Origin of the sequence: Mucilaginibacter inviolabilis, from assembly GCF_011089895.1 — a bacterium.
Lineage (GTDB): Bacteria > Bacteroidota > Bacteroidia > Sphingobacteriales > Sphingobacteriaceae > Mucilaginibacter > Mucilaginibacter inviolabilis.
Map to the genome: position 1 here is coordinate 3,130,790 of NZ_JAANAT010000001.1, position 26,055 is coordinate 3,156,844.

23 protein-coding genes are annotated in these 26,055 nt (G+C 41.2%); 2 read left to right on the forward strand and 21 right to left on the reverse strand.

Annotated features, from left to right (window positions below):
* Positions 1-51: 51 nt before the first annotated feature.
* Both G7092_RS12790 and G7092_RS12795 read right to left on the reverse strand, forming a co-directional pair.
* Positions 52-504, reverse strand: a complete 453-nt coding sequence (locus G7092_RS12790; RefSeq protein WP_166089867.1) for a deoxycytidylate deaminase — start codon at positions 502-504, stop codon at positions 52-54.
* 93 nt (positions 505-597) lie between these two features.
* Positions 598-2,268 (reverse strand): MFS transporter, encoded by a 1,671-nt coding sequence (locus G7092_RS12795; protein WP_166089869.1) that lies wholly within the window; start codon positions 2,266-2,268, stop codon positions 598-600.
* Positions 2,269-2,438: 170 nt separating this feature from the next.
* On the opposite strand from G7092_RS12795, the gene G7092_RS12800 reads away from it, so the two are divergent.
* Positions 2,439-3,095 carry a LysE family translocator gene (locus G7092_RS12800; protein WP_166089871.1) on the forward strand — a complete coding sequence of 219 codons (657 nt, stop codon included), beginning with the start codon at positions 2,439-2,441 and terminating at the stop codon, positions 3,093-3,095.
* A gap of 175 nt (positions 3,096-3,270) precedes the next feature.
* Here G7092_RS12800 and G7092_RS12805 read toward each other — a convergent pair whose 3' ends face one another.
* The 4 genes from G7092_RS12805 to G7092_RS12820 all read right to left on the reverse strand — a co-directional run bounded on the left by G7092_RS12805 (position 3,271) and on the right by G7092_RS12820 (position 7,516).
* Positions 3,271-5,178 (reverse strand): amidophosphoribosyltransferase, encoded by a 1,908-nt coding sequence (locus G7092_RS12805; protein ID WP_166089873.1) that lies wholly within the window; start codon positions 5,176-5,178, stop codon positions 3,271-3,273.
* Positions 5,179-5,294: 116 nt separating this feature from the next.
* The gene (locus tag G7092_RS12810) at positions 5,295-5,657 is read right to left on the reverse strand and encodes a hypothetical protein (RefSeq protein ID WP_202985266.1); all 363 of its coding nucleotides are present in this window, start codon (positions 5,655-5,657) and stop codon (positions 5,295-5,297) included.
* 132 nt (positions 5,658-5,789) lie between these two features.
* Positions 5,790-6,410, reverse strand: a complete 621-nt coding sequence (locus tag G7092_RS12815; protein ID WP_166089875.1) for an alpha-ketoglutarate-dependent dioxygenase AlkB family protein — start codon at positions 6,408-6,410, stop codon at positions 5,790-5,792.
* Between the two features lie 212 nt (positions 6,411-6,622).
* Positions 6,623-7,516 (reverse strand): hypothetical protein, encoded by an 894-nt coding sequence (locus G7092_RS12820; protein ID WP_166089877.1) that lies wholly within the window; start codon positions 7,514-7,516, stop codon positions 6,623-6,625.
* A gap of 412 nt (positions 7,517-7,928) precedes the next feature.
* Here G7092_RS12820 and G7092_RS12825 point away from each other — a divergent pair, with 412 nt between their 5' ends.
* The gene (locus G7092_RS12825; RefSeq protein WP_166089879.1) at positions 7,929-8,282 is read left to right on the forward strand and encodes a DUF1622 domain-containing protein; all 354 of its coding nucleotides are present in this window, start codon (positions 7,929-7,931) and stop codon (positions 8,280-8,282) included.
* Between the two features lie 120 nt (positions 8,283-8,402).
* Here the strand turns inward: G7092_RS12825 and G7092_RS12830 are convergent, their stop codons facing one another.
* The 15 genes from G7092_RS12830 to bamA form a co-directional block, all read right to left on the reverse strand.
* Complete coding sequence (locus tag G7092_RS12830; RefSeq protein ID WP_166089881.1) at positions 8,403-9,710, reverse strand: ammonium transporter; 1,308 nt, start codon at positions 9,708-9,710, stop codon at positions 8,403-8,405.
* 104 nt (positions 9,711-9,814) lie between these two features.
* On the reverse strand, positions 9,815-11,314 hold the full coding sequence (locus tag G7092_RS12835) for an NADH-quinone oxidoreductase subunit N (protein ID WP_166089884.1): 1,500 nt from the start codon (positions 11,312-11,314) through the stop codon (positions 9,815-9,817).
* Positions 11,315-11,319: 5 nt separating this feature from the next.
* Positions 11,320-13,320 carry a mucoidy inhibitor MuiA family protein gene (locus tag G7092_RS12840; protein ID WP_166089886.1) on the reverse strand — a complete coding sequence of 667 codons (2,001 nt, stop codon included), beginning with the start codon at positions 13,318-13,320 and terminating at the stop codon, positions 11,320-11,322.
* Between the two features lie 4 nt (positions 13,321-13,324).
* Positions 13,325-14,929, reverse strand: a complete 1,605-nt coding sequence (locus G7092_RS12845; protein WP_166089888.1) for a complex I subunit 4 family protein — start codon at positions 14,927-14,929, stop codon at positions 13,325-13,327.
* 130 nt (positions 14,930-15,059) lie between these two features.
* Positions 15,060-17,162 (reverse strand): NADH-quinone oxidoreductase subunit L, encoded by a 2,103-nt coding sequence (nuoL, locus tag G7092_RS12850; protein WP_202985267.1) that lies wholly within the window; start codon positions 17,160-17,162, stop codon positions 15,060-15,062.
* A gap of 1 nt (position 17,163) precedes the next feature.
* A complete protein-coding gene (locus tag G7092_RS12855; protein ID WP_166089890.1) occupies positions 17,164-17,691 on the reverse strand; it encodes a hypothetical protein in 528 nt (175 codons plus the stop codon).
* 16 nt (positions 17,692-17,707) lie between these two features.
* Complete coding sequence (locus G7092_RS12860) at positions 17,708-18,448, reverse strand: hypothetical protein (protein ID WP_166089892.1); 741 nt, start codon at positions 18,446-18,448, stop codon at positions 17,708-17,710.
* Between the two features lie 2 nt (positions 18,449-18,450).
* Complete coding sequence (gene nuoK, locus G7092_RS12865) at positions 18,451-18,756, reverse strand: NADH-quinone oxidoreductase subunit NuoK (protein ID WP_166089895.1); 306 nt, start codon at positions 18,754-18,756, stop codon at positions 18,451-18,453.
* Complete coding sequence (locus tag G7092_RS12870) at positions 18,753-19,301, reverse strand: NADH-quinone oxidoreductase subunit J family protein (RefSeq protein ID WP_166089897.1); 549 nt, start codon at positions 19,299-19,301, stop codon at positions 18,753-18,755. Before G7092_RS12870 ends, nuoK begins: the two co-directional genes overlap by 4 nt.
* Entirely contained in the window at positions 19,298-19,885 is a 588-nt protein-coding gene (locus G7092_RS12875) for a NuoI/complex I 23 kDa subunit family protein (RefSeq protein ID WP_166089899.1), read from the reverse strand. Before G7092_RS12875 ends, G7092_RS12870 begins: the two co-directional genes overlap by 4 nt.
* Before the next feature lie 152 nt (positions 19,886-20,037).
* A complete protein-coding gene (locus G7092_RS12880; protein WP_166089902.1) occupies positions 20,038-21,108 on the reverse strand; it encodes a complex I subunit 1/NuoH family protein in 1,071 nt (356 codons plus the stop codon).
* 221 nt (positions 21,109-21,329) lie between these two features.
* Positions 21,330-22,169, reverse strand: coding sequence for a glutamate racemase (gene murI, locus G7092_RS12885; RefSeq protein ID WP_166089904.1), 840 nt, complete (start codon positions 22,167-22,169; stop codon positions 21,330-21,332).
* A 176-nt stretch (positions 22,170-22,345) separates the two neighbouring features.
* The gene (locus G7092_RS12890) at positions 22,346-22,858 is read right to left on the reverse strand and encodes an OmpH/Skp family outer membrane protein (RefSeq protein WP_166089906.1); all 513 of its coding nucleotides are present in this window, start codon (positions 22,856-22,858) and stop codon (positions 22,346-22,348) included.
* A gap of 47 nt (positions 22,859-22,905) precedes the next feature.
* Positions 22,906-23,436 (reverse strand): OmpH/Skp family outer membrane protein, encoded by a 531-nt coding sequence (locus G7092_RS12895; protein ID WP_076374198.1) that lies wholly within the window; start codon positions 23,434-23,436, stop codon positions 22,906-22,908.
* Between the two features lie 15 nt (positions 23,437-23,451).
* Positions 23,452-26,004, reverse strand: coding sequence for an outer membrane protein assembly factor BamA (gene bamA, locus G7092_RS12900; RefSeq protein ID WP_166089909.1), 2,553 nt, complete (start codon positions 26,002-26,004; stop codon positions 23,452-23,454).
* Positions 26,005-26,055 lie beyond the last annotated feature (51 nt).

Below are 26,055 nucleotides of genomic sequence, written 5' to 3' on the forward strand. Positions count from 1 at the left end.
AAAGGTAGCATCAAGCATAAAACCTTTGGCCTTTTACTTTTAGCCTCAAAATCATCCTATGAACTTCTCGGCTTTAACACCAAAGTGATTCAAAAAATCAACTCCCTCATCGCTGGCTAAACCTTTGTATTCCGCGTATGATTTATCAAAATACACGTGCTTAATACCTGCCGAAAATATCAGACGGGCACAAGGCAGGCAGGGCGACAAGGTAGTATATAACGTAGCACCCTCCAACCTGGCGCCATTTTTTACGGCATAGAGTATGGCATTTTCTTCGGCATGCAGCGCCAGGGAGCAACTTCCTTTTGAATCACGAGGACAACCTTCGCCAGGCCATTCTTCATCACAATTGTGGGTATGCGCGGGCGGCCCGTTATACCCAATAGATATAATACGGGTATCGCGGGTTAAAACAGCTCCTACCTGGGCTTTAACGCAATGTGAACGCTTGGCCAGATCGGTAGCCAGGTTCATGAAGATATGATCGAAACTTGGTTTCATATGTTTTAAATCATTGAGTCATTAAACGTCATTGGGTCATTACTTCATTTAAAAATGACTTAATGACCCAATGATCAAATAACTTGTAAAATATTAATGCCCGCCCGAAACTTCAACGTGGTCAAGGTCGATGCCCTGGCTGCGAAGTTCGCGACTTACTTTCCAGGCAAAATACGCCAGGTAAGCAAAACCCAATACCGGTACAATATAGCTGAAATGGATGCCGCTCATGCCTGGTACAACATTCCCAGCGCCATCGGCAATTTTCCCTTGTAATGGAGGGATAATTGAACCACCCAGGATCATCATGATCAAAAATGCCGAACCCTGGCTGGTATATTTACCCAAACCAGTGATAGCCAATGAAAATATAGATGGCCACATGATAGAGCAGCATAAACCACCGCTAATGAAAGCGAATGTAGCAACCCTTCCGGTTGTGAACAAACCAGTCAGCATAAATATAACACCCAGGATACCCAGCACCGATAGAGTACGTGTTGGCTTTTGCTGACCGATAAAGAAGGCCACAATAAGCACCGCTACACATATAGCATAGGTGTACAGATTACTTACGTTCACTCCTGTTACAGCATTTACAAGCAATACTAAGCCAAACGCTACAAACGGAACCAGAACATATAAAACATATTTGGTTGATGTAGAAAGATTGAAGGCCCCGATTGAACCTGCAAAACGACCGATCATCAAGCTACCCCAGTATAAAGATATATAAGGAGCAATGTCAGATTCGTTAAACGATCCAAATTCCGGAGTTTTTAGTAACGAGCCCATATTACTTTGGATAGTAACCTCGGTACCTACATAAGTAAAAATAGCCAGCATGCCTAAAATCAATTGTGGATATTGCATAGCCCCCCAACCTTCTTTGCTTTTTTTAGCGGCAAAAATGGTTCCTACAAGCGTAAGCACAATAATAGCTAATGAAGCATAAACAAAATACTGGCTCTTTACAATGTCGGCTACGTGCTCTGGATTGGATGATAATAATTTATTAATTGCGGCGCTCAGTGGATCAGCCGCCAGTATCAATAAAAATGCGATGAATATGATAAATAATGGCTTGTTTGCTTTTTGGCTCGACTCAATTTTTTCGTCGCTGGTAACCTTTGGCAGGTTAGAAAACCAGAAGAATACCGCCACAGCTATAAACAAAGCCGCCAGCATGTAATAAAGGTTATTGATAGACGATATTTTAACTTCTGGCTTAGCGCCGGAGTTTGCAGTACCGAACAATACCACGCTCACTACAATCGGGCCCAGCAAAGCACCGATGTTATTAATACTACCGGCAAAATTTAAGCGATTGGAACCAGTTTCTGCAGGGCCCAAAGCCACCACAAAGGGGTTTGCTGCAGTTTGTTGCAAAGAGAAACCAACAGCTATGATAAAAAATACGGCTAAGATAAAACCAAACGCACCACTGGCAACAGCAGGTATCATACCTAATGCTCCTACTGCCGATATAACTAAACCTAAGATGATACCATTTTTGTAACCTAACTTATTCATGATATCAACCTTACTGGCTTGTGATGCAAAATAAAGTATCAATGAGCCTATAAAGTATCCGCCATAAAAGGTAAAATCGATCAACTGTGACTCAAATTGAGTTAAATGAAAATGCGTTTTACAAAATGGTATAAAAATACCGTTTGATGCAGCTAAAAAGCCCCAGAAGAAAAATACAGTGATCAGCGTATAGAGTGCCGAGCTGTAATTTTTTTTGTCGTTTTGTTCCATTTTTAAGTTTAGTTATACAGAATGTATTTTGAATCGCTAAACATAATTCAATTTTTGTAAATGTTATTATTCTTTTTCAAATTAAATAAATCACAATTTTAAGTTTCGTTGTTTAAGAGATAAAATTGCATATTCGCATGGTTCAAAATTTTGGAACATAAGTCTAAATAATGATAGAAGCTATTATTTCGGGACTGGGGATAGGATTAGTGTTGACGTTTTTGACTGGCCCGGTCTTTTTTGCTCTTATTAAAACCAGCATCGAAAAAGGTTTTCATGCCGGCGTTGCATTGGCACTCGGCGTAGTTAGCAGTGATGTGGTTTTCGTGGGGGCAATTTTATTTGGCTCTCAATATTTTGATATATCTAATCATGCCAAAACCATAGCCGGTGTTATAGGCAGCATTATATTATTTAGTGTAGGGATACGCTACCTGTTTAAAAAGGGAGAGGTGAACTATGAAAATAAAGTGCCCTCGGGTATTAACCGTGCGGGCTATTTTTTAAAAGGTTTTCTGATGTGTATTTTTAATCCTACCCTGCTATTTCACTGGATCACTGTGATAGGTACTGCCAGTACTGTTTTTCACGAAGGCGTAGCCCATCGTTCCTTTAAAATTGCGGTGATGTTTGCCACCGTACTTATAGTACAGTTTGGCATGGATGTTACCAAAGCATTTTATGCCAATAAACTACGGGATAAGATATCGGTTAAGCTGGTTCATCGCCTTAACGAAGTGGCAGGTATTGCCCTGATTATAGCTTCGCTGATACTTTTGGATAAACTGGTTACCCACTTTGTATTTTCGGCACCGGCGGGTAGTTAACCCCCTTTTTAATTATTGAATTAGTGATTTAGTGAATTATTGAGTGCTATTTCTATTAGGCAATTTTCTTCTTTATTAGCAGTAAGTTTCAGCTGAATCAGCAAAAAAAAAGGCGATGATCTAACTCACCGCCTTAAATATCATATTCCCCCTTCAGGGGGCTAGGGGGCTTAGCTTACATATAAGCTCTTTGGTTTTTACCTTCCATCCAGTTTACAAAAGCACGGTTAACTACCTTGTTACCGCCTGGAGTTGGATAATCACCGCTAAAATACCAGTCGCCGGTATGATCCGGACAGGCGATGTGCAGGTTATCTAAAGTTTGATATAAAACCTCTACCTTACATTTAATATCTTTTGGTGTAATGATCTGCGCTATACGATCGGAAATTTGCTGATCGGTAAATAAAGAGTAAATCTCTTTTACGTAGTTTTTCACCTCTTCTTTTGGCAGTTTGGCGCTATCCTTACATTTCTGATAAACATCCAGAATAATATCTTCGCGATCCATCTCTTTCAACAGGCTGATCGCTGCCTCAAAAGCTACGAATTCGCCCATACGCGACATATCAATACCATAGCAATCTGGGTAACGAATCTGCGGAGCAGATGAAACCACAACAACCTTTTTAGGACCTAATCTGTCTAATATTTTCAGGATACTTTGTTTCAGCGTGGTGCCGCGTACAATCGAATCGTCCAGTACTACCAATGTATCAGTATTCTTTTTAATCAGGCCGTAAGTGGTATCATATACGTGAGCAACCATTTCACTGCGATCAGCATCCTGGGTAATAAAAGTACGCAGTTTTACATCTTTAATGGCAATTTTCTCAACCCTCGGTGCCATCTGCAATACCTCTGTTAACTCTTCTTCACTTATCTTGTCCTCGCGGTTAAGCAGTTTATCGCGCTGGTATTTTTTAACGTATTTATGTATTCCTTCAACCATACCGTAAAAAGCAACCTCGGCGGTGTTTGGGATATAAGAGAATACGGTATTTTTAATATCATTATCAACCGCATTCAATATCTGTGGGCAAAGTAATCGGCCCAACTGTTTACGTTCGCGGTAGATAGATGAGTCGCTGCCACGTGAAAAATAGATCCGCTCAAAGGAGCAGGCTTTCTTTTCCAATGGTTCGCTGAACATATCCTCGGTTATTTTACCGTTCTTTTTAACGATAAGGGCATGACCAGGACGGATCTCTTTGATATCTTCAACAGGTATATTAAAGGCTGTTTGGATAGCCGGGCGCTCTGAAGCTGCAACAACTATCTCGTCATTATAATAGTAATAAGCTGGACGGATACCTACCGGATCGCGCATTACAAAGGCATCACCATGACCTATGATACCGGCAATGGTATAGCCACCATCCCAGTTTTTGGCCGATTTGCGAAGTATTTTGGCTACATCCATATCGTTGGCTATAAGTTTGCTGATCTCCATATTATCGTCCAAACCTTCGCGTTTGTACTGATCAAACAAGCCTTGGTTCTCTGTATCCAGGAAGTGGCCGATTTTTTCAAGAACGGTTATAGTATCTGCTCTTTCTTTAGGATGCTGCCCCAGGGCATACAACTGTTGCAATAGCTCATCAACATTGGTCATGTTAAAGTTACCGGCGATAACCAGGTTACGGGTCATCCAGTTGTTTTGCCTTAAAAACGGGTGACAGCTTTCGATGCTATTTTTGCCATGGGTGCCATATCTCAGGTGCCCAAGCAAAACCTCACCGGTAAAGCTTACATTTTCCTTCAACCATTCGGTATCAGCCAGTTTTTCGGGTGCTTCTTTCTGAATATCAGCGAATTTCTTCTGGATGTATTCAAAAATGTCAGCAACAGCATTTGACGCCATTGACCGGTGCCTGCTGATGTACCGCTTGCCAGGCTCAATATCCAGTTTAATGGTGGCAACCCCCGCGCCATCCTGGCCGCGGTTATGTTGTTTTTCCATCAAAAGGTAAAGCTTGTTCAGGCCGTACAGAGCTGTTCCGTACTTTTTCTGATAATAAGACAGTGGCTTTAAGAGGCGGATAAATGCCACACCGCATTCATGTTTAATCTGATCGCTCATGATTTGGAATGAGGCTGCAAAGGTATCATTTTATAATGAACTATCCCTATATCAATTGTCATTAAACCGTAGTTTGTGGATAAGTTACCTAAACGTTAATTTTTTGCAAACACCCTTTAGCCTTCCAGAGGATAGAAAGATTGTGTAATTTCTATTTTCCCAATAATATGATCATTAAAATCCTCTAACTCTTCGGCCGGAACCCATAACTCATTATGAATACGGCCGCCAACATTCTGCACTTCGTATTTTTTTAAGAAATCTGCAGGTAAACTAAATTTGGTAACAAAACCCGCCCCTGAGGCCGGAACATTCCAATCTCTGGCTATCTGTACAGCATATTCCTCATTCATCACCGGGTAAAAAATGGGCTGCTCAGCCAATCTCTTAGGGAATCTTTTCCAGTCTGACTCTTCGATCAGTTTAAGTTCTTTCGGCCCGACCGGTCGGTATAATGTAACAATCTCGTTTGTTTGCACTTCACTAATTTAACCTATTTATCCTTGTTTTGCAAAACCTATCATCTGGCGCAACTTTACCGGATCATAAACCCAGCTACCTTTTATAAAAATCGAAACGTTGCTATTAACGCTTAAATTCAGTTAGCCACATTAATATTTAATATCCCTGAAAGTAATATTGATACGCGGACCTGTATCGCCAGTGATTTTGGGCACCTGGTGCAGCCAGTGATGCTGTGTCTCACCCTGCATAATTAGCAGACTGCCATTACTGAGTGCCGTGGATATTTTGGCGTTTTTTTGTTGTTTGTGTTTAAATTGAAAAGCACGCGTGGCTCCGAACGATGCCGAGGCGATAACCGGGTTATCGCTCAGTTCTTTTTCATTATCACTGTGCCAACCCATGCTGTCTTCGCCATTGCGGTAAAAGTTAAGCAGGGCCGAATTAAATTGCTTATTGCATTGCTGCTCGGCTGCCATTTTGATCTGGAGTAACAGCGGTGTAAATGGCAGCGGTGTATTTACCACGCCCGAATAAGTATAAATTTTGCCGCCATCGGCATACCAGGAAGTAAGGCGCGGAAAATTGACCGATTTTCCATAGATTTTCATCTTATCCTGTTTCCACAAAATGGAATGTTTCAACTCCTCAAACACATCATAAACACCATCCTCCTGGTAAAAATTGGGATATAAGAATACCTCCCCATCAAACGGCAAAAGGTTATGACGGGCCGGGTTAAATATATTTAATTGATTATCGGCATTCATTTTTTTGAATCAAGGTACAAGAGTCAACACAAAAAATATCACTTCTTCTGCTTTTCTAAGAATTAGACAAAAGAAAATGTAAATCGTTTAAAAAAAGACGTCAGGAAATACCACTGCGCTTAATGTAGTCTAAAGACTGCAATCCTAACCGTTTCAGACGGCCCGGTTACAGCACCAGCAACGGCCCATTCTTATCTTTTCGTCAACATCCTTTAAAACTTCAAAGTAGCCCCTGTCTCAAAATAAAAAATATTTCCGTTTACCAAACCGGCAGCGATAGCAGACGGCAGTTTGTTTTTGGTTATGGCATAAGTTGGGGTAAAATTCAAAATAAGCATTCCTATTTTGTATTCTAACGGTGCAGAAAACTCATAATCAAGTACATCAAAATGACTTAGTTGTTCTTTTCGTTGGTCTAATAGCGCTGTTTCTTTTGCCACCAGAGCCTGGTTCTTTGCAGTAGATTTATATTTTCTTCCGGTAACGTATGCATCATAAAAATTTTGCGTCCCGGCGTTTATAGCTACTGTAGGCGAAATAGCAAACAGATCTTTATCATTAAAAACACCCTTTTTCTCAAAATCATGCGATAGGCTTCCATTTATAAAAACATCGTTGCTGAAACCATTCTTAATAATATTATAATCAACACTTACGGCGGGGGTAATAATACCGGCAATGTCATAATTTATATTTGCATTAAAAACGCTGCTGATGGATGATCCTATCTGTACACTGTTACTACTGTAAAATAGTTTGGCAACGGATACACCACCACTCAAATCATCAGTTATATCAAAATCATAACCTGCCACAATGTTCCCGCCATCAAGTTTCTTGCGTTTATTGTTTGGGATATAATTAATGTTTCCCGAAATAAATATCCCATTGTTAAAAGTGTATTTGAGCTCGGGTAAAATTATTGAAGTTTTAACCGTATCGGCACGGCCCATAAACACATTATTACTTAAATAATTAACACCTGCTTTAAAAGATGCTGTTTTGTCGGGTTTCTCCGCATTATCTATTGCTGATATTTGAGCAATAGCGTTACTGCCAATAAATAATGACACGAAAGTTAATAGGGGTATGTAAATAATCTTCATAAAAAAAATGGTTTAAAAATAGCTGTAATTAAGATATAATAGGGTGTAATAAACATTAATGATTAAATGGCGATTGCCTGGCTTAAGAAAGCGAATGTCAAAAAAAGAGAATTTTGTTTTATCAGAATTAAGAAACATGACAAGGCACTTATTAGGTATAAAACTATAGGAATATTTTGTTTTCTATCTGGTATAATGAAAATAAGTAGCCATGGTGTAAACAGCGGTGAAAGATAAATAATACCGGGGTGGTTATTGCCGCAATACCGCCATCTTTACGGTCGCAGGATATGATCCCTACTGTTCATGGATTTAAAGGCTCGGTATAGTATCAAGCATTCTGCAATAACAACGGGGGTTTAATAGCAGCACTAACCGTAAATTTTGTATTTTTATATAAACACCAATTTGCATGAGCTCTGTACTCGAGTCTATATCACGTATAATCAGCTATTGCAGCATAGCCATTATCTGTTATGGCGCCGCGCTGGGTTTACTCAAATTTATCCGTAACGAACTTAAGCGCTTCCAAAACTCATTTTCATTAGCGAAGACCGTTCAGATCAAAATTGAAGTAGGCTATTACCTGTTGCTGGGACTCGAGTTTTTAATAGCATCTGACATTATTGATACTATCCTCAATCCATCATTTAATGATCTGGGAATATTAGCAGGCACCGTTTTTATCAGAACAAGCTTATCATTTTTCCTGAATAAAGAGATTGAAAACGTTGCTGATAATAAACCGCCAAAGGAAACAAAATAACAAACAGCGCTTTCTTTCTTACACGAGGAGCCCTTGCTCCCCAAATCCTTACTCCAACAAAAAATCCGGCTTTTCAGCCGGACTCACTCAGGTTTATGTAATTGGTTTGAAATTCAATAGTTATAGTTTTTCGCCATGCTGGCTGATGTCCAGACCTACCACTTCCTCCTCGGCCGAAACCCTTAATGGCGATATCATATCTGTAATTTTCAGCAACAGCAATGAGCCAAAGAACGAGAATATGGACACACACACAAGCGCCACTAATTGCACAATAAACAAATGTGTTTCGCCAAAAAACAAGCCGTTCCCGGTTACATTTCCTGCATTTACATGCTGATTGGCAAAAACACCGGTAAGCAACATACCTACCATACCACCAACACCATGGCAAGGGAATACATCCAGCGTATCATCAATAGAAGTACGTGTGCGCCATTCAACTACCAGGTTACTTACCACGGCCGATATGATGCCAATGGCTAGTGAATGCGGCACGGTAACAAACCCGGCTGCTGGTGTAATGGCTACCAGGCCCACTACGGCACCAATACAGGTACCCATAGCTGAAGGTTTGCGCCCGCGCAGCATATCAAAAAATATCCAGGTAATACCACCAGCTGCAGATGCTGTGGTACTGGTTGCTAAAGCGGTAACAGCTAAGGCGTTGGCACCAAATGCCGAGCCCGCGTTAAACCCGAACCAACCGAACCATAAAAGCCCTGTACCAATCATTACATAAGTAATACGTGCAGGTGAATGATTAGCCTCGTTGCGACGTTTTAAATAGATAGCCGAAGCTAAAGCGGCCCAGCCGGCCGACATATGTACCACGGTACCACCGGCAAAATCCAGCACACCAAATTTGGCCAGTATGCCATCCGGGTGCCAGGTGCAATGTGCCAGCGGCGAAAATATAAATATCGAGAACAGACAAAGGAATATAATGTATGAGTTGAAACGGATCCGCTCGGCAAAGGCACCGGTGATTAACGCGGGCGTAATGATAGCGAATTTAAGCTGGTACATGGCGAATAACAGTAACGGAATGGTTGGCGCTGCTTTCCAGGTGGCATTACCCAGCATACCCTTCATCATAAAATAAGTAGAGGGGTTACCGATGATACCATAAAAACTATCGCCAAAAGCTAAACTAAAGCCAAATATGCCCCACATCACCGTAATAATTACCATGCAAACAATGCTCTGCAGCATGGTTGATATTACATTCTTTTTGTTAACCATCCCTCCGTAAAAAAAGGCAAGACCGGGTGTCATGATCAAAACCAGAGCCGTCGACATCAACATCCAGGCAATATCGCCGGTGTTAAAGTGAGGATCGCCAGAATTTTTGAATTCTACAGATGGAAAAAGAAAAGTTAGTACTAAAATGACAAGAATTACTAAGAAAGGAAAATACCGTTTCATGGAAATATTAGAATTGCTTTGTAAAACGGCCTGAAAGTATGATTTTAATTATAAAAAAACGAAGATTATTAAGTTTTTGTTAAAAAATTACGAAAATTGAAAAATTAGAGCACCTGAAGTACCCAATGAGGAAAAATACCAAGCAAAATCAGGATAAAACTTATGAATATTGACAAAACAAGCAAATTCACAGATTTTTTATTGCTTATTTCGGCCATTTCCTTTCTTTTCAGAAATAAATTGAGAGGGATCTTGATATAGTAAAACAGCGAAACAACTGTAGTAAGCGCGCCGGTAATCATTAATAACAGAAGCCAGATACTATGCGTTTGCTGATAAACTCCATAAACTGCCGAAAACACGAACAATTTCCCGGTAAAACCGGCGGTTACCGGCAAACCGGTTAGCGATATGAGGATAATCACAAAACAAACGGAGGCTATGGGGTATTTAAGACCAAATCCGCGATAATCTTCCACATCTTCGGCACCGGTTTCGTTGGTAAAGTAGGTGGCCAGTGCCAGGGCGCCGATATTGGCCAAGGCATATACCAATAAGTAGTATGTTAATACCGATACGCTTTGTAAGGATAAAACTACAACCGCCATAAGCGCAAAACCGGTATGACCGATACTGGAGTAGGCCAGCATCCTTTTGATATTGGTTTGTAACACCGCTGCAAAGTTGCCGGCTATCATGGTAACTATACCGATTACAGAAAGCGCTATACTCATATTAAAGCCGGTCCAAAGTCCGGTAAACATAAACGGCGAAAGGAAATTAATGAGCAAGGCAAAGGCCGCTATTTTAGGTACAGTTGATAAGTATGCAGTAACTGGTGTGCTTGCTCCCTGGTATACATCGGGTACCCAAAAATGGATGGGGACAAAGGATAATTTAAAACCAATACCTATTAAAACCAGGATCATGGCAAAGGATGTACTGACAGAATTAACTCCTGATAGTTGCTCAATAGTATGGTGAAATATAATATCCAATGAACCGCTAAAGCCATACAACAAGGAGATACCATACAGCATCATAGCTGATGACGCGGCCCCGAACAGTACATATTTTAAACCAGCTTCGGTGCTGAAAGCATTTTCGGTACGATAAGCTACCATGAGGTATGACGCTATGGATACCATTTCAATAGCCAGGTAAATAGATAACAAATTCACCGCCATCACCATTAAATGCAAACCGAATACGGATGCTATGGCAATAGAATACAGATCAGACAATCCTTTTTGGTGACTGTTAAGCTTATTATCCCAGCTAAAATATAACAACAGGATAAACGACAACAGATCAATGATCAGTTTAAAAAATATGCCGCTGCGAATAAGCAGCAGCATATTACTGAATATCAAATGCCCGCCATCAGCCACCAGTGCAAACTGTTTCAGGTCGAGGTACATTACCAGCAGTAAACCTGCACAGGCTACTATACGGCACAGTTTTAAAGATCGCTTCCCAAATATCAGGTCGGTTATCATCACTACAATAAACAGCAATGCCAGGTAAATCTCGGGCATAAAAAAGGCTATGCTGCCAAAAACAGATGATAAAGATGCGGATATATGAGGTAGCAGATCGTGCATTTATTTTATTGAACTATTACAGATTGATTTTTAGGGTACTTAACCTGGTACTTTAATTGTATTTTCTTATTGTCCTGCGAATTTAGCATGAAATTCCAGGAAAGTTTACCTGTGAGGGCATCCAGTTTCGCGCCGGATATTTCCTGTTGCTCCACCTCGATGGCCGAATTTTGCGAAACCGGTATCTGATCCTCCACCAATAAACTCACGGGTTGGTTTTTGCGGTTCTTCACTTCGATGAGCCAGTTGCGTGTTTCTTTTTTATTAGAACCGAATGATTGGCGCTCGGTCAGGTCCTTTTGCAATGTACGGGTTACCACAATGTTTTTATCGGTACCTAACGAAAGGTTCAGCGTATCGGCGGTAGCTTGTGTATTGATGAGTGATTTACCAATAAACGTACCTTCAAAAAACAAATTAGCTTCGCCCGAAAGGAAATTATACTTGTTCCAGTTGGTTAGCTGCGCGGTTAAAAACACATCGGTGCTCACCTTAGGCGCTACAAAATACTGGTAACTGGCGTTCAGGTCAAACTGCCCTATCTCTACAGCATATTGTTTACCATCACTCGGTATAGAGTATGGATTGGCGATATTAAACTCTACGTTGGTTTGGTTTTCAATAGGTTTAACTTCTACCGGGATAGATTGTATACTGGCTGCGCCACGTATACGGATGCCTGATACGCTGCCGGATAAAGCACCAACTAACCTCCGCTTATCTTCAGCTCCGTAACCTGTTACTACCACTTCACTCAAATTATTAGTCGATGGAGACATGGTTACATTGATGAGCGGCATATTGGCTGGTCGTTCCACGACTTCATACCCAATATAATTAAAGGCAAGATCAGGACTGTTTGGTGGTACTTGCAAGCTATAAAATCCCTGGGCATCACTGGTCGCACCGATAGATGTACCTTTAACCCTGATACTCACACCGGCTAAGCCATTACTTGTACCAGCTTCAAATATTTTACCGGTTACTTTAGTAATAGGTCCGGCATTACCTGAATAGTACATACCCAGGTTTAAATAATTGGGGGTAAGCTCCGGTTTGTTACCACTGATACTTGGATTGCCTGTGGACAGCGTTATTTTAATATTCCTCCAGTCTTCGCCGCTTTGCTGTGATACATTGGCTTTGTAAGTAATACTGATTGGACTGTTTACGTTTTTTGCCCGGATATCATAGGTTGGGTACCAGCTGGCATTCTGCACCACATAATTCAGTGTAAAGGTTGATTGCAAAGCGCTTTTTGAAGAAACCGTAACCAGCACATTACTGGTAGCTTTACTACTACCTTTGGTGATATCGGCAATTTGCCTATCATATTTTTGGAGTTCCGTGTTCAGGGCATCAACCTGATCATTAACCGTTTGTTGTTTTCTCTTAATCTCGGTTAAACGCGCCGTTTGAAAGTCGAGTGCTTGTTTAAGTTTTAAAACATCCAGACTGGCATTCACCCCGGTTACTACCTGGTTTTTCCCCAACATGGTAGCTTCTTCCTGGTAAATGGACAGCATATTATTTTGCAAGGATATTTTATCCCTGATCATTTTTTGCTGTGCCTGCAGATCAACCAGTTGCTTTTGCTTGGATTCCTCATTCAAAAAGTCGAGCTCCTGCTTCACTGAAAGTATGGTAAACTCCCCCCCGGCACTCACCTGTAGGCTCTGTACATCTATACCCGGCGACATATTACCGAACACTAATGTAGAAGTACCCGGGCTCACGCTAACCAGCGCCGTGCGCGTTACTTGCGCACCGTTTAGGAATACGGTAACTTTTTGAACTTTAGAAGCTATTTTTTGTCCTTCATCGGCTTTGGATGCCATCGCCATAAAAAGAAGAACTGCGGCGGTAGATAATTTTTTAAACATCATGCTTTCGGTTAAATACATATCATCTGTTAATTTGCCCGAGCCTGCCATTAAACCGGCTGGGTAAACTAAAGATGCATGGCTATGCATTTTTCCATAAAAGCATTGATGCTTATTCACCATTATTTTATTTAAGCTGTAAAAACTGGACAAAGGCCAGCACAGAATCATTGATCTTATCAAAAACCAGCGAAGGCATGATTCCTAAAGCCAGGGCTATCAGTGCCAGTGGTGCCAGTGTCAGTTTTTCGCGCAGATTCAGATCGGTTAAAGCTATTTTCCAAACGTTACCGCCTTTTAATGATTCGGTGCCAAAAAACATGCGCTGCAGTGTCCACAAGAAATAGGCGGCGCTTAGCAATATACCTATCGAGCCACAAACGGCCATCCAGTACGGCAACAAGCCATTTACTGTTGGCGATTTAAAAGCTCCGGTTAAAGAAAATGCCTCGGCCACAAATGCCGAAAAGCCCGGTAAACCAAGCGACGCAAAAAAAGCGATCATCACAAAAGCTGTGTATTGCGGCATTAGAGTACCCAATCCCCGGAAATGGTTAATACCCCTGTCATGCACCCTGTTGTACAGCACGCCCACCAAAAAGAACAGCATGGTTGATAAAAATCCATGACTTACCATTTGCATTATTGCTCCGCTAACACCTTCGGCGGTTTGTGAGGCGATTCCTAAGAGCACAAAACCCATATGTGATACCGAGGAGTAAGCAATCATGCGTTTCAGGTCCTTTTGAGCGAGGGCGTTGAAAGCGCCATATAAAATGGAGATCACGCCAAGTAGTCCCAGCCAGAACGCGCCGGAGGTGGCCACCTCGGGGAAGATGCCCAAACAAATGCGAATGATACCATATCCCCCTATTTTGAGCAGGATACCTGCTAATATGATAGATACCGGGGTTGGCGCTTCCACATGCGCATCAGGCAGCCAAGTATGCAGAGGCACCACCGGTACTTTGATGGCAAAGGCGATGAATAAGACCACAAAGCCAACCGTACGTGCGGGCATGCCCAATATGGTTTGATGACCGGCTATGGAAAACACAGATTGTGCATTGTAATTAGCGGGATTCATCATCTGAATAATATTAAAAGTATGGTTGCCCGTTGCCGGATCGGTCACCGATAGGTACAAGCCTACCATCACCAGCAGCATAAACACCGAACCGAATAAGGTATACAGGAAAAATTTGATAGCTGCATATTCCCTGCGTGCGCCGCCCCACATCCCGATGAGAAAATATAACGGCAGCAGCATCAGTTCATAAAACAAGTAAAACAGGAAGAAATCCAACGCGCAGAACACGCCGATAACCGCCATATCCAGCAATAAAAACAGCAGGAAGAAACCTTTCAGGTTACTCTTGATCTCCCATGACGACAGCGTAGCGATAACCATCACCAATGATGTCATCACCAGCAGACTGATAGACATGCCATCGATACCTACAAAATAATCGATCTGCATTTTGCCCATGCTGCCCAGGTTAAGGGAAATCCAGGGAAGTTTTTGCACAAACTGGAACTGATCCTCATGATTGATACCACCATAAGCCGCACCCGTTTTAAAATGCAGGTACATCCATATGCTGATGCCTAATTGTATCAGCGTAGCCACTAGCGTGAGGTACTTAAAGCAGCCCCGCACAGACGACGGCAGCACCATAATGATAAGGCCGAACAGTACAGGTACCAGTAATAGTAAGGTTAATATATTCATGCGAATTAAATCTTAGAGTCAAGAACCGAGAGTCAAGAATCAAGAAAAAACAATAACTGGCTAATTATATTTCAATTTTAATATCTCCACCCAGTTCTTGATTCTTGACTCTTATCTCTTGATTCTTTCTTCATATCAGTATTTTTAAAATAAACAACAGCAGTACAATTACCAACATGCTAAACAGGTAGTATTGTACTTTACCGCTTTGAAACTTACGTGCAAAATTGCCAATACTTTGCACTATAGCGGCCAATAGATGTAAAAATCCATCAACGATATATTCGTCTGCCCAGGCAGCTAATTTGGCTATGGCGCCGCTGATACGTGCCAGCAAATGTAACAAGCCATCCACAAGCGTACGATCGATCCAGAAACAGATACTGCCCAGACGCAATGCCGGGTTTACAATAGCACGTTTATATAAGCTATCAATATACCATTGATTGTAGGATAAGCGATAGAAAAAGCCTCTTTGTGGGAATTTGAAACGCTTTGCTTGCACATACATCCGGTAGGCCTCTAACAATACCAACAGGTTTAAAACAGTTACTACCTTGGGAATAATACGATGATACGAGCTTTCCAATTTCGGAAAATGGGGATGTGCCAGCCCCATATACAACCAGGTATGTTCAAACGAAAATGGGTTAAAAGAAAATACTGGAAATAAACAGCAAACGGCTAATAACACCAAAGGTAATTTATATGGCCAGCCACCATCGCTTAAGTGCAATTTAATATCCGGGTTGCTTTTCAACAACCGGAACTCGCCAAAGAAAACTTTGAATATTAACCTGCTTACATAAAAAGCAGTAAGCAAGCTGGTAAGCAAAGCAGTAACCGGAACAATCTTAAACCATCCGTTTTGCCTTTCACTCCAATCAAAAGCCTGGATCAAAATACCATCTTTTGACAGATAACCCGAAGTAAGCGGCAAACCCACCAGGGCCAGCGCACCTATAACAGCAGCGATAAAAGTAAGCGGCAGTTTTTTATGCAGGCCACCCATATACGTGATATCCTGCGGATCGATATCCAGCTGATTATCATCCTTGATATGCTGCATCTGGTGTATTACAATACCAGCCACCAAAAACAGCAAACATTTAAAAAAGGCATGTGTAGCCAAGTGAAACAGTGAAGACGCATAAGCCCCTACCCCCATCGCCAGGATCATAAAACCTAATTGCGATATGGTAGAGTAAGCCAGAATACGTTTCAGATCGTTTTGTGTTAGGGCGATGGTTGCTGCCATAAACGCAGTAAAACAGCCAATGCAGGCCAGTATAGTGAGCTCGCTCTCGGTGAACATAGGGTAAACCCTGCCCAGCAAAAATACACCGGCGGCCACCATGGTTGCGGCATGGATGAGTGCAGATACCGAAGTGGGGCCTTCCATCGCATCAGGCAGCCAAGTGTGCAGTGGAAACTGTGCCGATTTAGCGGCTACAGCCAGGAAAATACCGGCACAGGCCACATATTGCCAAAGGGCTGGTAATGAGACCATAGTTCCCCGAACCCAAACAGAGCCGACTGAATCAGGCAAGTGACTCGGAACAAAAGTCCATTTCCCATCCCGTACACCCATGAGGTGCGCAAGTCCGTTGTGGCCGAATATGGTATCAATATCAAAAGTATGGAATTGGGCAAACAGGATAATAATAGCACTCAGCAAGCCAATATCACCTATTCTATTCATAATAAAGGCTTTTTTATTAGCTTGAATAGCCTTGTTTTTGGTAAACCAAAAGCCAATGAGCAGATATGACGAAAAACCAACCAACTCCCAAAAGGCGTAGAACAATATCAAACTATCTACCACAACCAAAGTCAGCATGCTGAAACAAAAGAAACTGAGATAGGTAAAATAACGACTGAACCGCTCGTCGTGCTTCATGTAGGCGGTGGAATAGACATGCACCGGCAAGGCGATAACCGATACCAGCAACAGCATCAATACCGAAAGGTTATTGAGCAAGATGCCGGCATAAACCTGGGTTTGACCAATGGTGAACCAAACACGCTGCGCATGTATCTGCGGATTATTCCACACCGTTGCAAATACCCGGGCTGATAATACACAGCTTAATAAAATAGCTATAGTTGAGATCCAACCGCTGGCTTTACTTTTTACAGGTAAACAAAAGTTTATCAGAGCAGCGAGCAGCGGTAATGCTACGGCGGCAACCGTATAGTTTAAACTTTGTATGGATGGTAAAAAGTTGTCCAATTTATTTGGTTGTGATAATTACAATTTCTTTAATATTGTTAAGTGTATTTTTATAAAATTTCTCGATAAAAATCACCTCTTTTATTTTCCCTGGAGAAATATCATATAATGATTTAATCCGTTTATCGCTTTCGTCAAATAGCTTACCATTTAAAACGTAGGACAATTTAGAATCATCCCCTTTGTTTAATTCCAAGTAATTTTTATACTTCTTTGAAAAGACACTTAACTTCTTTTGATACTGAATAGAGGCAAAACCTTTAGTTGTAATTATAACTGTGTTATTCCTTACAATTTCCTTAAATGCGGAAGTTGTGTCTTTTTTTAAAATATCTACACTAAGGATAGCATTAGGGTCGAGTCCATCTAACTTTTTATCGGATATTTTCCCATCTATAACATAAACAGCATCTTTACCAACAACCGCTTCCAGAGCAGCTGCTTTTTTAAGTGTATCAGTTACCTGTGCAAACGCATAATTAAAAGTGCAAACCCAATAACATATGCATATAAAAGCTAGCTTTCTCATCCTTGATCCCCTCAATTTATTTGGTATCTATTTTAATAAATGAAGGTGCGCGGCCATATCCCATAATGTATTTCAAATTAAGATCCTGAACCTTATCATCTGAAATCAATTCATATATCTTTTTTATCCTATCGTCTGTTGATACAGCGTACTTTTCTCCGTTAATGATAAAAGTTAAACCTTTATCGTCGTGATGATGTTTATTCAGATATGTTTTGTATCCGGTTGAAAGTCGGCTCAGCTTCGTTTGGTATTGCTTAATGGCATAATTCCGGGTAACGGCTATTAAAATAACTTTGTTCTTTGATGGATCGGCAGCCGTTTTTTTATCATATTTTGAACTTAAAACACGGCGCCCCAAATGCGTTATCTCCATTTTATTTGATCGCCTGCCATCTAAAACATAATCCGTAATATCGTTTTCACCCGGGGGAGCCCCAGCTACAGATTTACCGGGAATATGTGGAGCTCTCATGGAGATCTGAATGGCGCCATTTTTTCCTTTTTTACCCAATACAGCTACGGCCTCAGTTGCCTTCAACACTTTAAACTGTATAATATTATCTGTATTTAAACTATCTAATACCCCGGTATAAGCCCTCCCATTAATCGTAACATATGATCTGTTGCTGTCAATAGCCGCACTGCACATGATCATTTTCTTTTTGGGGCCATCCACATAAAAAAATGTATCCCGCTTTTGAGCAAAAGCACCTGTACAGGCCAATACGAAAAATATAAACATTAATCCTTTCATGTTCAATCCCTCAGTTTAGTAATGTCATTTGGATCAATAGTCTTATACCTCCTGTATACGTTCAAAATAATAGCCAATGCTACTGCTGTTGTAGCGGCGGCCAGCACAATAGCAAACAGGGCAAATATTTGTCCGCTGTTATTCACTTTATCATATTTGCCAAAGGCTACCAGGTTTAAAATGGCGGCGTTCAGGATCAATTCAATGCCTATCAATATTTGTATGGCGTTTCGTTTAGAGATGGTCATGTACAAACCTATACAAAACAGGGCAGCGCTTACTATCAGAAAATCGGTGAGTGTGATCATGCTTTGCCCTCCTTACGTGATAAATGAGCCGCTCCTACTAAAGCTACCAGCAATAAGATGGATATGGCTTCGAATGGTAACAGGTAGCGGGTCATTAAATTAACCCCGATATTATCAATCATGATATCCTTTGGGGTAATTCCATTTTTAAGGCTGATTGCATCCCTAACCCATGGCAGGTTATCGGCATTGGCCTTAATCACGATGTTGATCAATACAATAAAAAATATCGCAGCTAAAAGTATAGCAGGCAATTTTTTCATACTCAGAAACTTCCCTTCCTGCTTTTGCAGTACGTTGAGGGTTTCTTTACCCGAAAGCATAAAGGCAAAAAGGATGAGCACCAGTATTCCTCCTACATAAATCACTACCTGGGTTACGGCCACAAAATCGGCCAGGGCCAGTACGTATAAACCGGCCAGTGAAAACAAGGTAACAAAAAACACAAATATACTGCGCACCAGGTTTTTGCTGGAAGCCGCGTATAGTGCCGAAATTATAGCTATAAAACTCAGGAAGTAAAAGAGTATGCGTACCAGGGTCATGCTCCGCCCTCCTTTTTTTGCATGGCGGCCAGTTTAGCGGCTTGTTTTTCGGCTTGCTGCTGATCAAACAAAGCCCGTTTCTCGGCAGCAACCTCCGGCGACATGTCTGAGAACTGATAGGTAAGATCGCTCAACTGAAATACCGTTTTATCATACTGGTTGGTCATCACAATACACTCTGTTGGGCATACAATGGTACACAAGCCGCAATACATGCATTTGGCCATATCAATATCAAACTTAGCCGCGTACAAACGTTTAGTAGTACCATCGGATGTTTGGCCGATGGCTTCCGTTGCTTTGATCGATTCTATATCGATACAGTTAACCGGGCATACCTTGGCGCACAAATCGCATACAATACAATCGTCCATTTCCACGTCCAACTGATAGCGGCCCACCTCGGGAACAGGTAACTGTTGTTTAGGGTATTGAATGGTGTTGGTACCTTCCAGCTGCTTAAAGTAATTATTGTCGCTTACGGTCATGATCTTCCTGTCGGCATTAGAGGCAAAAAGGTGCTTCACGGTAAGGCTTAAACCTTTCCATGCCGTAGTAAAACCGTTAATTAACCTTTTAAACATCGACCGTTGATTTGTATGATTACGTTGATTTCGCTGATTTTTTGTCTTGATTTTGTCTGAATCTTGATTCGCAGAATTCAGGGATTATCTTGATTTTATTTTCTTATTTATTTTTTATCTTATTTCTTGATTCTTATCTCTCGACTCTCCCCTTACATTAGCCATAATCGCCATACACCTGATATTAACATACAGGCAAAAGCCAGCGGGGTAAGCACTTTCCAGCAGAGGTTCATTAGCTGATCCACCCGGAAACGGGGCAGTGTCCATCTGATCCACATCTGCACAGCTACCAGACCAAGCGTTTTCAGGCTTACCCATAAAATGCCCCATGCCATATTGGTTGTCCATGTTGCTAAATGCACCGGGCCTATATTCGGCAACGGTGTATTCCAGGCTCCCAGGAATAGGATAACCCCGATCATGGATACCAGGAACATCATGGAATATTCGGCTAAAAACACCAGAGCAAATCTGATACCTGTAAATTCGGTATGGAAACCTGCCACCAGCTCTGATTCTGCTTCGGGGATATCAAATGGGGCCCGGTTACTTTCGGCCAGTGAGGCTATAAAATAAATCACAAACGCGATGATCAGGTGCGGCGCGCGGAATATGTTCCAACCCAAAAGCCCCCCAATTTTAGAAACATCCCAAAAGCCTGCGAATTTTATCTTTTCACCGGCCAGGATGCCTTGCTGCATGGCCACGTCCTGCAGGTTGAGGGTTTGCGCAATCATTACTACCGCTATAATGGCGAAGCCTGCAGGTATCTCATAGGAGATGATCTGCGCAGCAGAACGCATAGCGCCTAGTATAGAATATTTGTTGTTTGATCCCCAACCCGCCATCAGGATGCCCAGTGTTTCTACCGAGATAATGGCGAATATGTAATAGATACCCAGATTTATTTTGGAGGGGATAAGTCCAGGAGCCCAGGGCAGCGCGGCAAAGCCCATATAAACGGCAATAAAAATTACCGCAGGGGCCAGCATAAACAGCCACTTATCGGCAGCGGCCGGGATAATGAGTTCCTTCTGGATCATCTTTAATATATCAGCAAGCGTTTGGAGCGAGCCAAACTTACCGGTTTCTGTTGGGCCAAGCCTGTCTTGTATAAATGCCGAAATTTTGCGCTCGGCATAAACACCAAACAACGCAAAAAAGGCCGAAAAGCTAAACAGCCCAATAGCGACAACAAAATATATCAGATAAGTATTCAAAGGCCTGTTTTGCTTAAACCGCAAACTTACTAAATGTTATACTATTTTAGGGCGGGTAAGTTATATTAAGTTGGTGGGGATTGTGGGGTAGAGAAAATAAAAAGCGCGTCATTGCGAGGTACGAAGCAATCTCTAAACTGTACAGAGCGATTAACTAAGTATATTTGATCTACCTATGTAGAGATTGCTTCGTACCTCGCAATGACGCGTGGACTTTTACTTCAGCACTTCACCAGATCATTGGCTGATATAAAAGTTGATTTTACCGGGGCCGAGAAAAACACGGAGGCATGATGATCAAAATCGGCCGTATCATCGGTAGTGGTAAAAAATGCTTTGGTTTGGTTCCGGCTTAATTGGGTTTCCATTTCGGGATGGCGCTGCAGGTAATCAACCAGGCTTTTGGCTACAATATCTCCCTGAGCTACCACTTTAACATGAGCGGGTAAATTAGCCTCTATTTTTTGCTGAATAAGTGGATAATGGGTGCATGCCAGTAAAATAGTATCAATTTGCGACGATTGCGCCATGATCTGATCCAAGTATAATTTCACAAAGTAATCGGCACCTGGCTGATCATATTCGCCGTTCTCAATCAACGGCACCCAAAGCGGACAAGCCTGCTGATGAACTTTGATATCCGGAAAAAAGTGCTGGATCTCCAAAAGATAAGAACCCGATTGCACGGTTCCTTTTGTACCCAATACACCAATTTCTTTGCTTTTGGTATAATCACCAATAACTTCGGCTGTCGGGCGTATTACCCCGAGTATTCTTTTTGAAGGATCAACGGTCTTAAGATCCTGCTGCTGTATAGTGCGTAGGGCCTTGGCCGAAGCGGTATTGCAGGCTACAATGATAAGCGGGCAGCCTTGTTCAAAAAGCCACTGCACACACTCCCAGGTATACTGATGAATGGTGTTGAAAGAACGGTTACCATAAGGCGCCCGGGCGTTATCGCCAAGGTATATATAATCATACTCTGGGAGCTGCTCTATAATTGATTTGAAAACAGTAAGGCCGCCAAAGCCCGAATCGAAAATACCAATGGGTTGTTTCATTCAGTTATTGAATTAGTGATTTATTTGTCTGAATCAGAATTTGCAGAATTTTAAAATGATCAGAATTTATTGGGGGAATTTTAAAATTCTGCAAATTCTGATTCAGACATTTTCAAAAATAAAAAAAGCGTCGCGTAAATACGCGACGCTTTTTTTAAATGACTAATAATTGATGTTTATTTTAATCCTAATTTCACTTTTACAGCAGCCATCAGGTCATCAGCATCCGGAGATACCAATAAACTTACCTGTGAAGAATCTAATACGTAAGCATATCCTTTTTCTTTAGCAACGGCATTAACTGCAGCAGTAGCTTTATCAATTAGCGGTTTACCTAATTCTTGTCTTTTAGCATCAACTTGTTGTTGTGCGTTATTTTGGTAATCCTGCATACGTTTTTGCAAATCCTGTAGTTCGTTACCTTTTACGGTACGTACAGCATCGGTCATAGTAGCCTGATTTTTTTGAAACTCCTGACCTTTTGTAGTGTACTCATTGTTCATGCTGGTAAGCTGATCAATAAATGTTTTTTGATAAGCCTGCATCTGAGTGGTCACAGTTTTAGTTTCAGGCATCATGTCAATTAATTGATTAAAATTAATGTGCCCGATCTTAGTCTGCGCATTGGCAAAGTTGCCCGCAAATAACATACCTACTGCAACTAAAGCAACTTTAAATAGTTTTTTCATTTTTCTTGTCCTGTGTTTAATAATAGTCTGTTTATTTATTCAAAAATTTATTTAGCAAATACTCCGGGTTTAAGCCCTAATTTGGTAATCACATCGTTGCTCCGGTTATAACGCGGGTTGGCATACAACATAATTACTTCACTGTTTTTATCAAATACCATATCGAGGTTATCGCCTTCGGCAATTGCCTGTACAGCTTTAGACACACGATCCTGGATTGGTTTAATCAAGGCATTACTCTTTTGTGAAAGTTCGCCATCGGGCCCGAATTTTTGCCGTTGAAAATCTTTTGCAGCTTTTTCTTTATCAACGATTTCGGCCTCGCGGCGTTTTTTCATATCAGCCGTCATTAAAACCTGATCGGCCTGGTATGCTTTGTACAAGCGGTCAATTTCCTGAAAACGGCTATCTACTTCTTTTTGCCATTGATCAGATAATGCTGCCAGCTGTTTTTGTGATGAGGCATATTCGGGCATATGTTTTAGTATATACTCCGAATCAACGTAAGCAAAACGTTGCGCGTAAGCTCCCGTAAATGCTGTTAACGTTAAAAACGCTATTAAAATTATCTTCTTCATATATCGCTGTGCAAATTAATTAAATCCGCCGGATAAACTCTGAGAAATTGTAAAATGGAATTGGCCCCTGTTTGCGTCAGGCTGACCTGGTATTTTATCAAATCCGTAGCCATAATCTAATCCAAGCAAGCCAAATATAGGTAAAAATATTCTTGCGCCAACACCTACCGAACGCCTAACGTTAAACGGATTGAATTGACTAAAGTTATTCCAAACGTTACCACCTTCGGCAAATGCCAGTAAGAATATGGTGGCCGACTGGCTTGCAATTACCGGGTGACGCAGCTCCAATGTGTATTTATTATAGATAGTGCTACCGGTGTTATTGTTTTGATTTTCGGTTGAACCTTCCGGTACTATCGAGAAGTTTTGATAACCCCTTAAACCGATGATCTCACTACCTTGTAAAAACTGATAGCTCTGCATACCATCACCACCCAATTTGAAACGCTCAAACGGCGACGGGCCTACATCTTTGTTATACATGCCCAGGAAGCCAAATCTTACCTGCGACATCAGTACAAATTTACCAACCAGTTTAGAGAACCACTGCGCATCATATTTAAATTTATAATACTCCACAAAGTGATAGCGTTCCTCTGGAGTTGCTATTTTGTAGTTTATATTATTAAATAACGAGTACGGAGGTGTTGCCTGTACGGTAAATTTAATATTTGAACCCTGAGTTGGGAAAATTGGCGCATCAATAGAGTTGCGGCTTAACTCCTGGGTTAACTTAATGTTGTATGAAGTACCATTTTGAAACAAATAACCGGTATAGTTATCCAGGTTATAGTGGTCGACGTTTAATGAGTAGTTTAACTGGAAGTAGTTATCTGGCCATTTTAAACGTTTACCCAAGGTTACACCAATACCGTTTATACGCAGATTGTTATAATTAGGGCTCGATTTTGGATAATACTGCCCGGTTGAGCTACCTTGTGTATAAGCTGATAACGCAAAGTAAATAGGCTTTTTACCACCTAACCATGGCTCAGAGAAAGTGAACGAGAAGTTTTGATAGGTACGTCCGCTTGACTGGCCACGTAAGCTCAGTTTCTGACCGTCGCCTTTGGGCAATGGTTTGTATGCTTTGAGGTTGAAAATATTTCTTAATGAAAAGTTATTGAAAGTTAAGCCCAGGGTACCCACCAGTTGACCGCCGCCGAAACCACCCGATAGCTCAATCTGGTCTGATGGTTTTTCAACTACGTTGTAAACCAAATCAACTGTACCATCCTGCGGATTGATGTTAACCGGTTTCGGCTCCGTTTTTTGTTCATCAAAGTTACCTAACTGACCAATTTCACGTGAACTACGGATCAACAATTCCTTGTTGAATTTTTGACCTGGCTTAGTTTGAATTTCACGCATAACCACTTTATCGTTGGTTACATCGTTACCTTTTAAGCTTACACGGTTAATGGTGTATTGCGGACCTTCGTAAACGCGGATGTCTAAATCAACCGTATCGTTATAAACTTTAACCTGTACCGGGTCGGCAGTGTAAGTTAAATAACCATCGTTAAGATATAGCGACGAAACATCATCATTGCTTGGGGTTGGGCCCACCAACCTTTTGTTCAACTCATCTTCGCTAAATACATCACCTTTTTTAACGTGCAATATCCTGTTCAGTAACTCGGTAGAATATTTGGCGTTACCAGACCATTTTACATTACCAAAGTAATATTTAGGGCCTTCGTAAACTTTAATTTTCACGTTAACGGTGGTTGCATCATGGCTCCAAACAGAATCACTTACAATCTCTGCGTCGCGGTAACCTTTATTCTGCATCGATTCAACCAAACTTTGCTTATCCTCTTCGTATTTATCCTGCTTGAATTTTTTAGAACCAAACAGGTTATACCACTTACGCTCTCTTGTTTTTTTCAAAAAGCCCTTCAGCTTTTTTGATGAAAATGCCTTGTTGCCTTCAAAAACAACCTGGTTTATTTTCACCTTGGTTTTCTTATCAATGGCTACATCCAATATTACACTGTTGGCATCTCCCGGATCCTTACGCTGGGTAAGTTTTACAGTGGTGTTCAGGAAACCCTTTTCGCCAAAATGTTTTTTGATGATGGCTGTAGTGGTATTTATTAAATTTTCATTGACGATTTTCCCGGTACGGTCATTTAATTTTTTCTGTACGTCTTCAATTTCACCTTTACGTATACCTGTAATATGCAAACGCGATAAACGCGGGCGTTCAGAAACAGCTATCTCCAGGTAAATGGTATCCATGTTTATTTTGGTAATGTTTAACTGCACATCATCAAATAAGCCCTGGGAATATAAGGTCTTTATTACCTCGGCATTACGCTCGCCTGGCAGGTTGATACGATCGCCTTTGGTTAATTTTGAAAGTTGTATCAAAATATCTTTATCCAGATACTTTGCCCCACTAACAGAAATGCCACCAATAATGTAATCCCGGGGATTAAGATAACTTAAACTATCGGCCGGTATCGATTTTGTCAATGGTGCTCTCTGAGGATTGGAAACCTGGGCAAATGCGGAGGTAACAAAAACAGAGAAAAGAATAGCAAAAAGAAATTTATACATTCGAATATTTTAGTGGGCTAAAATTAATTTATACAGTTGTTAAAAAGTGTT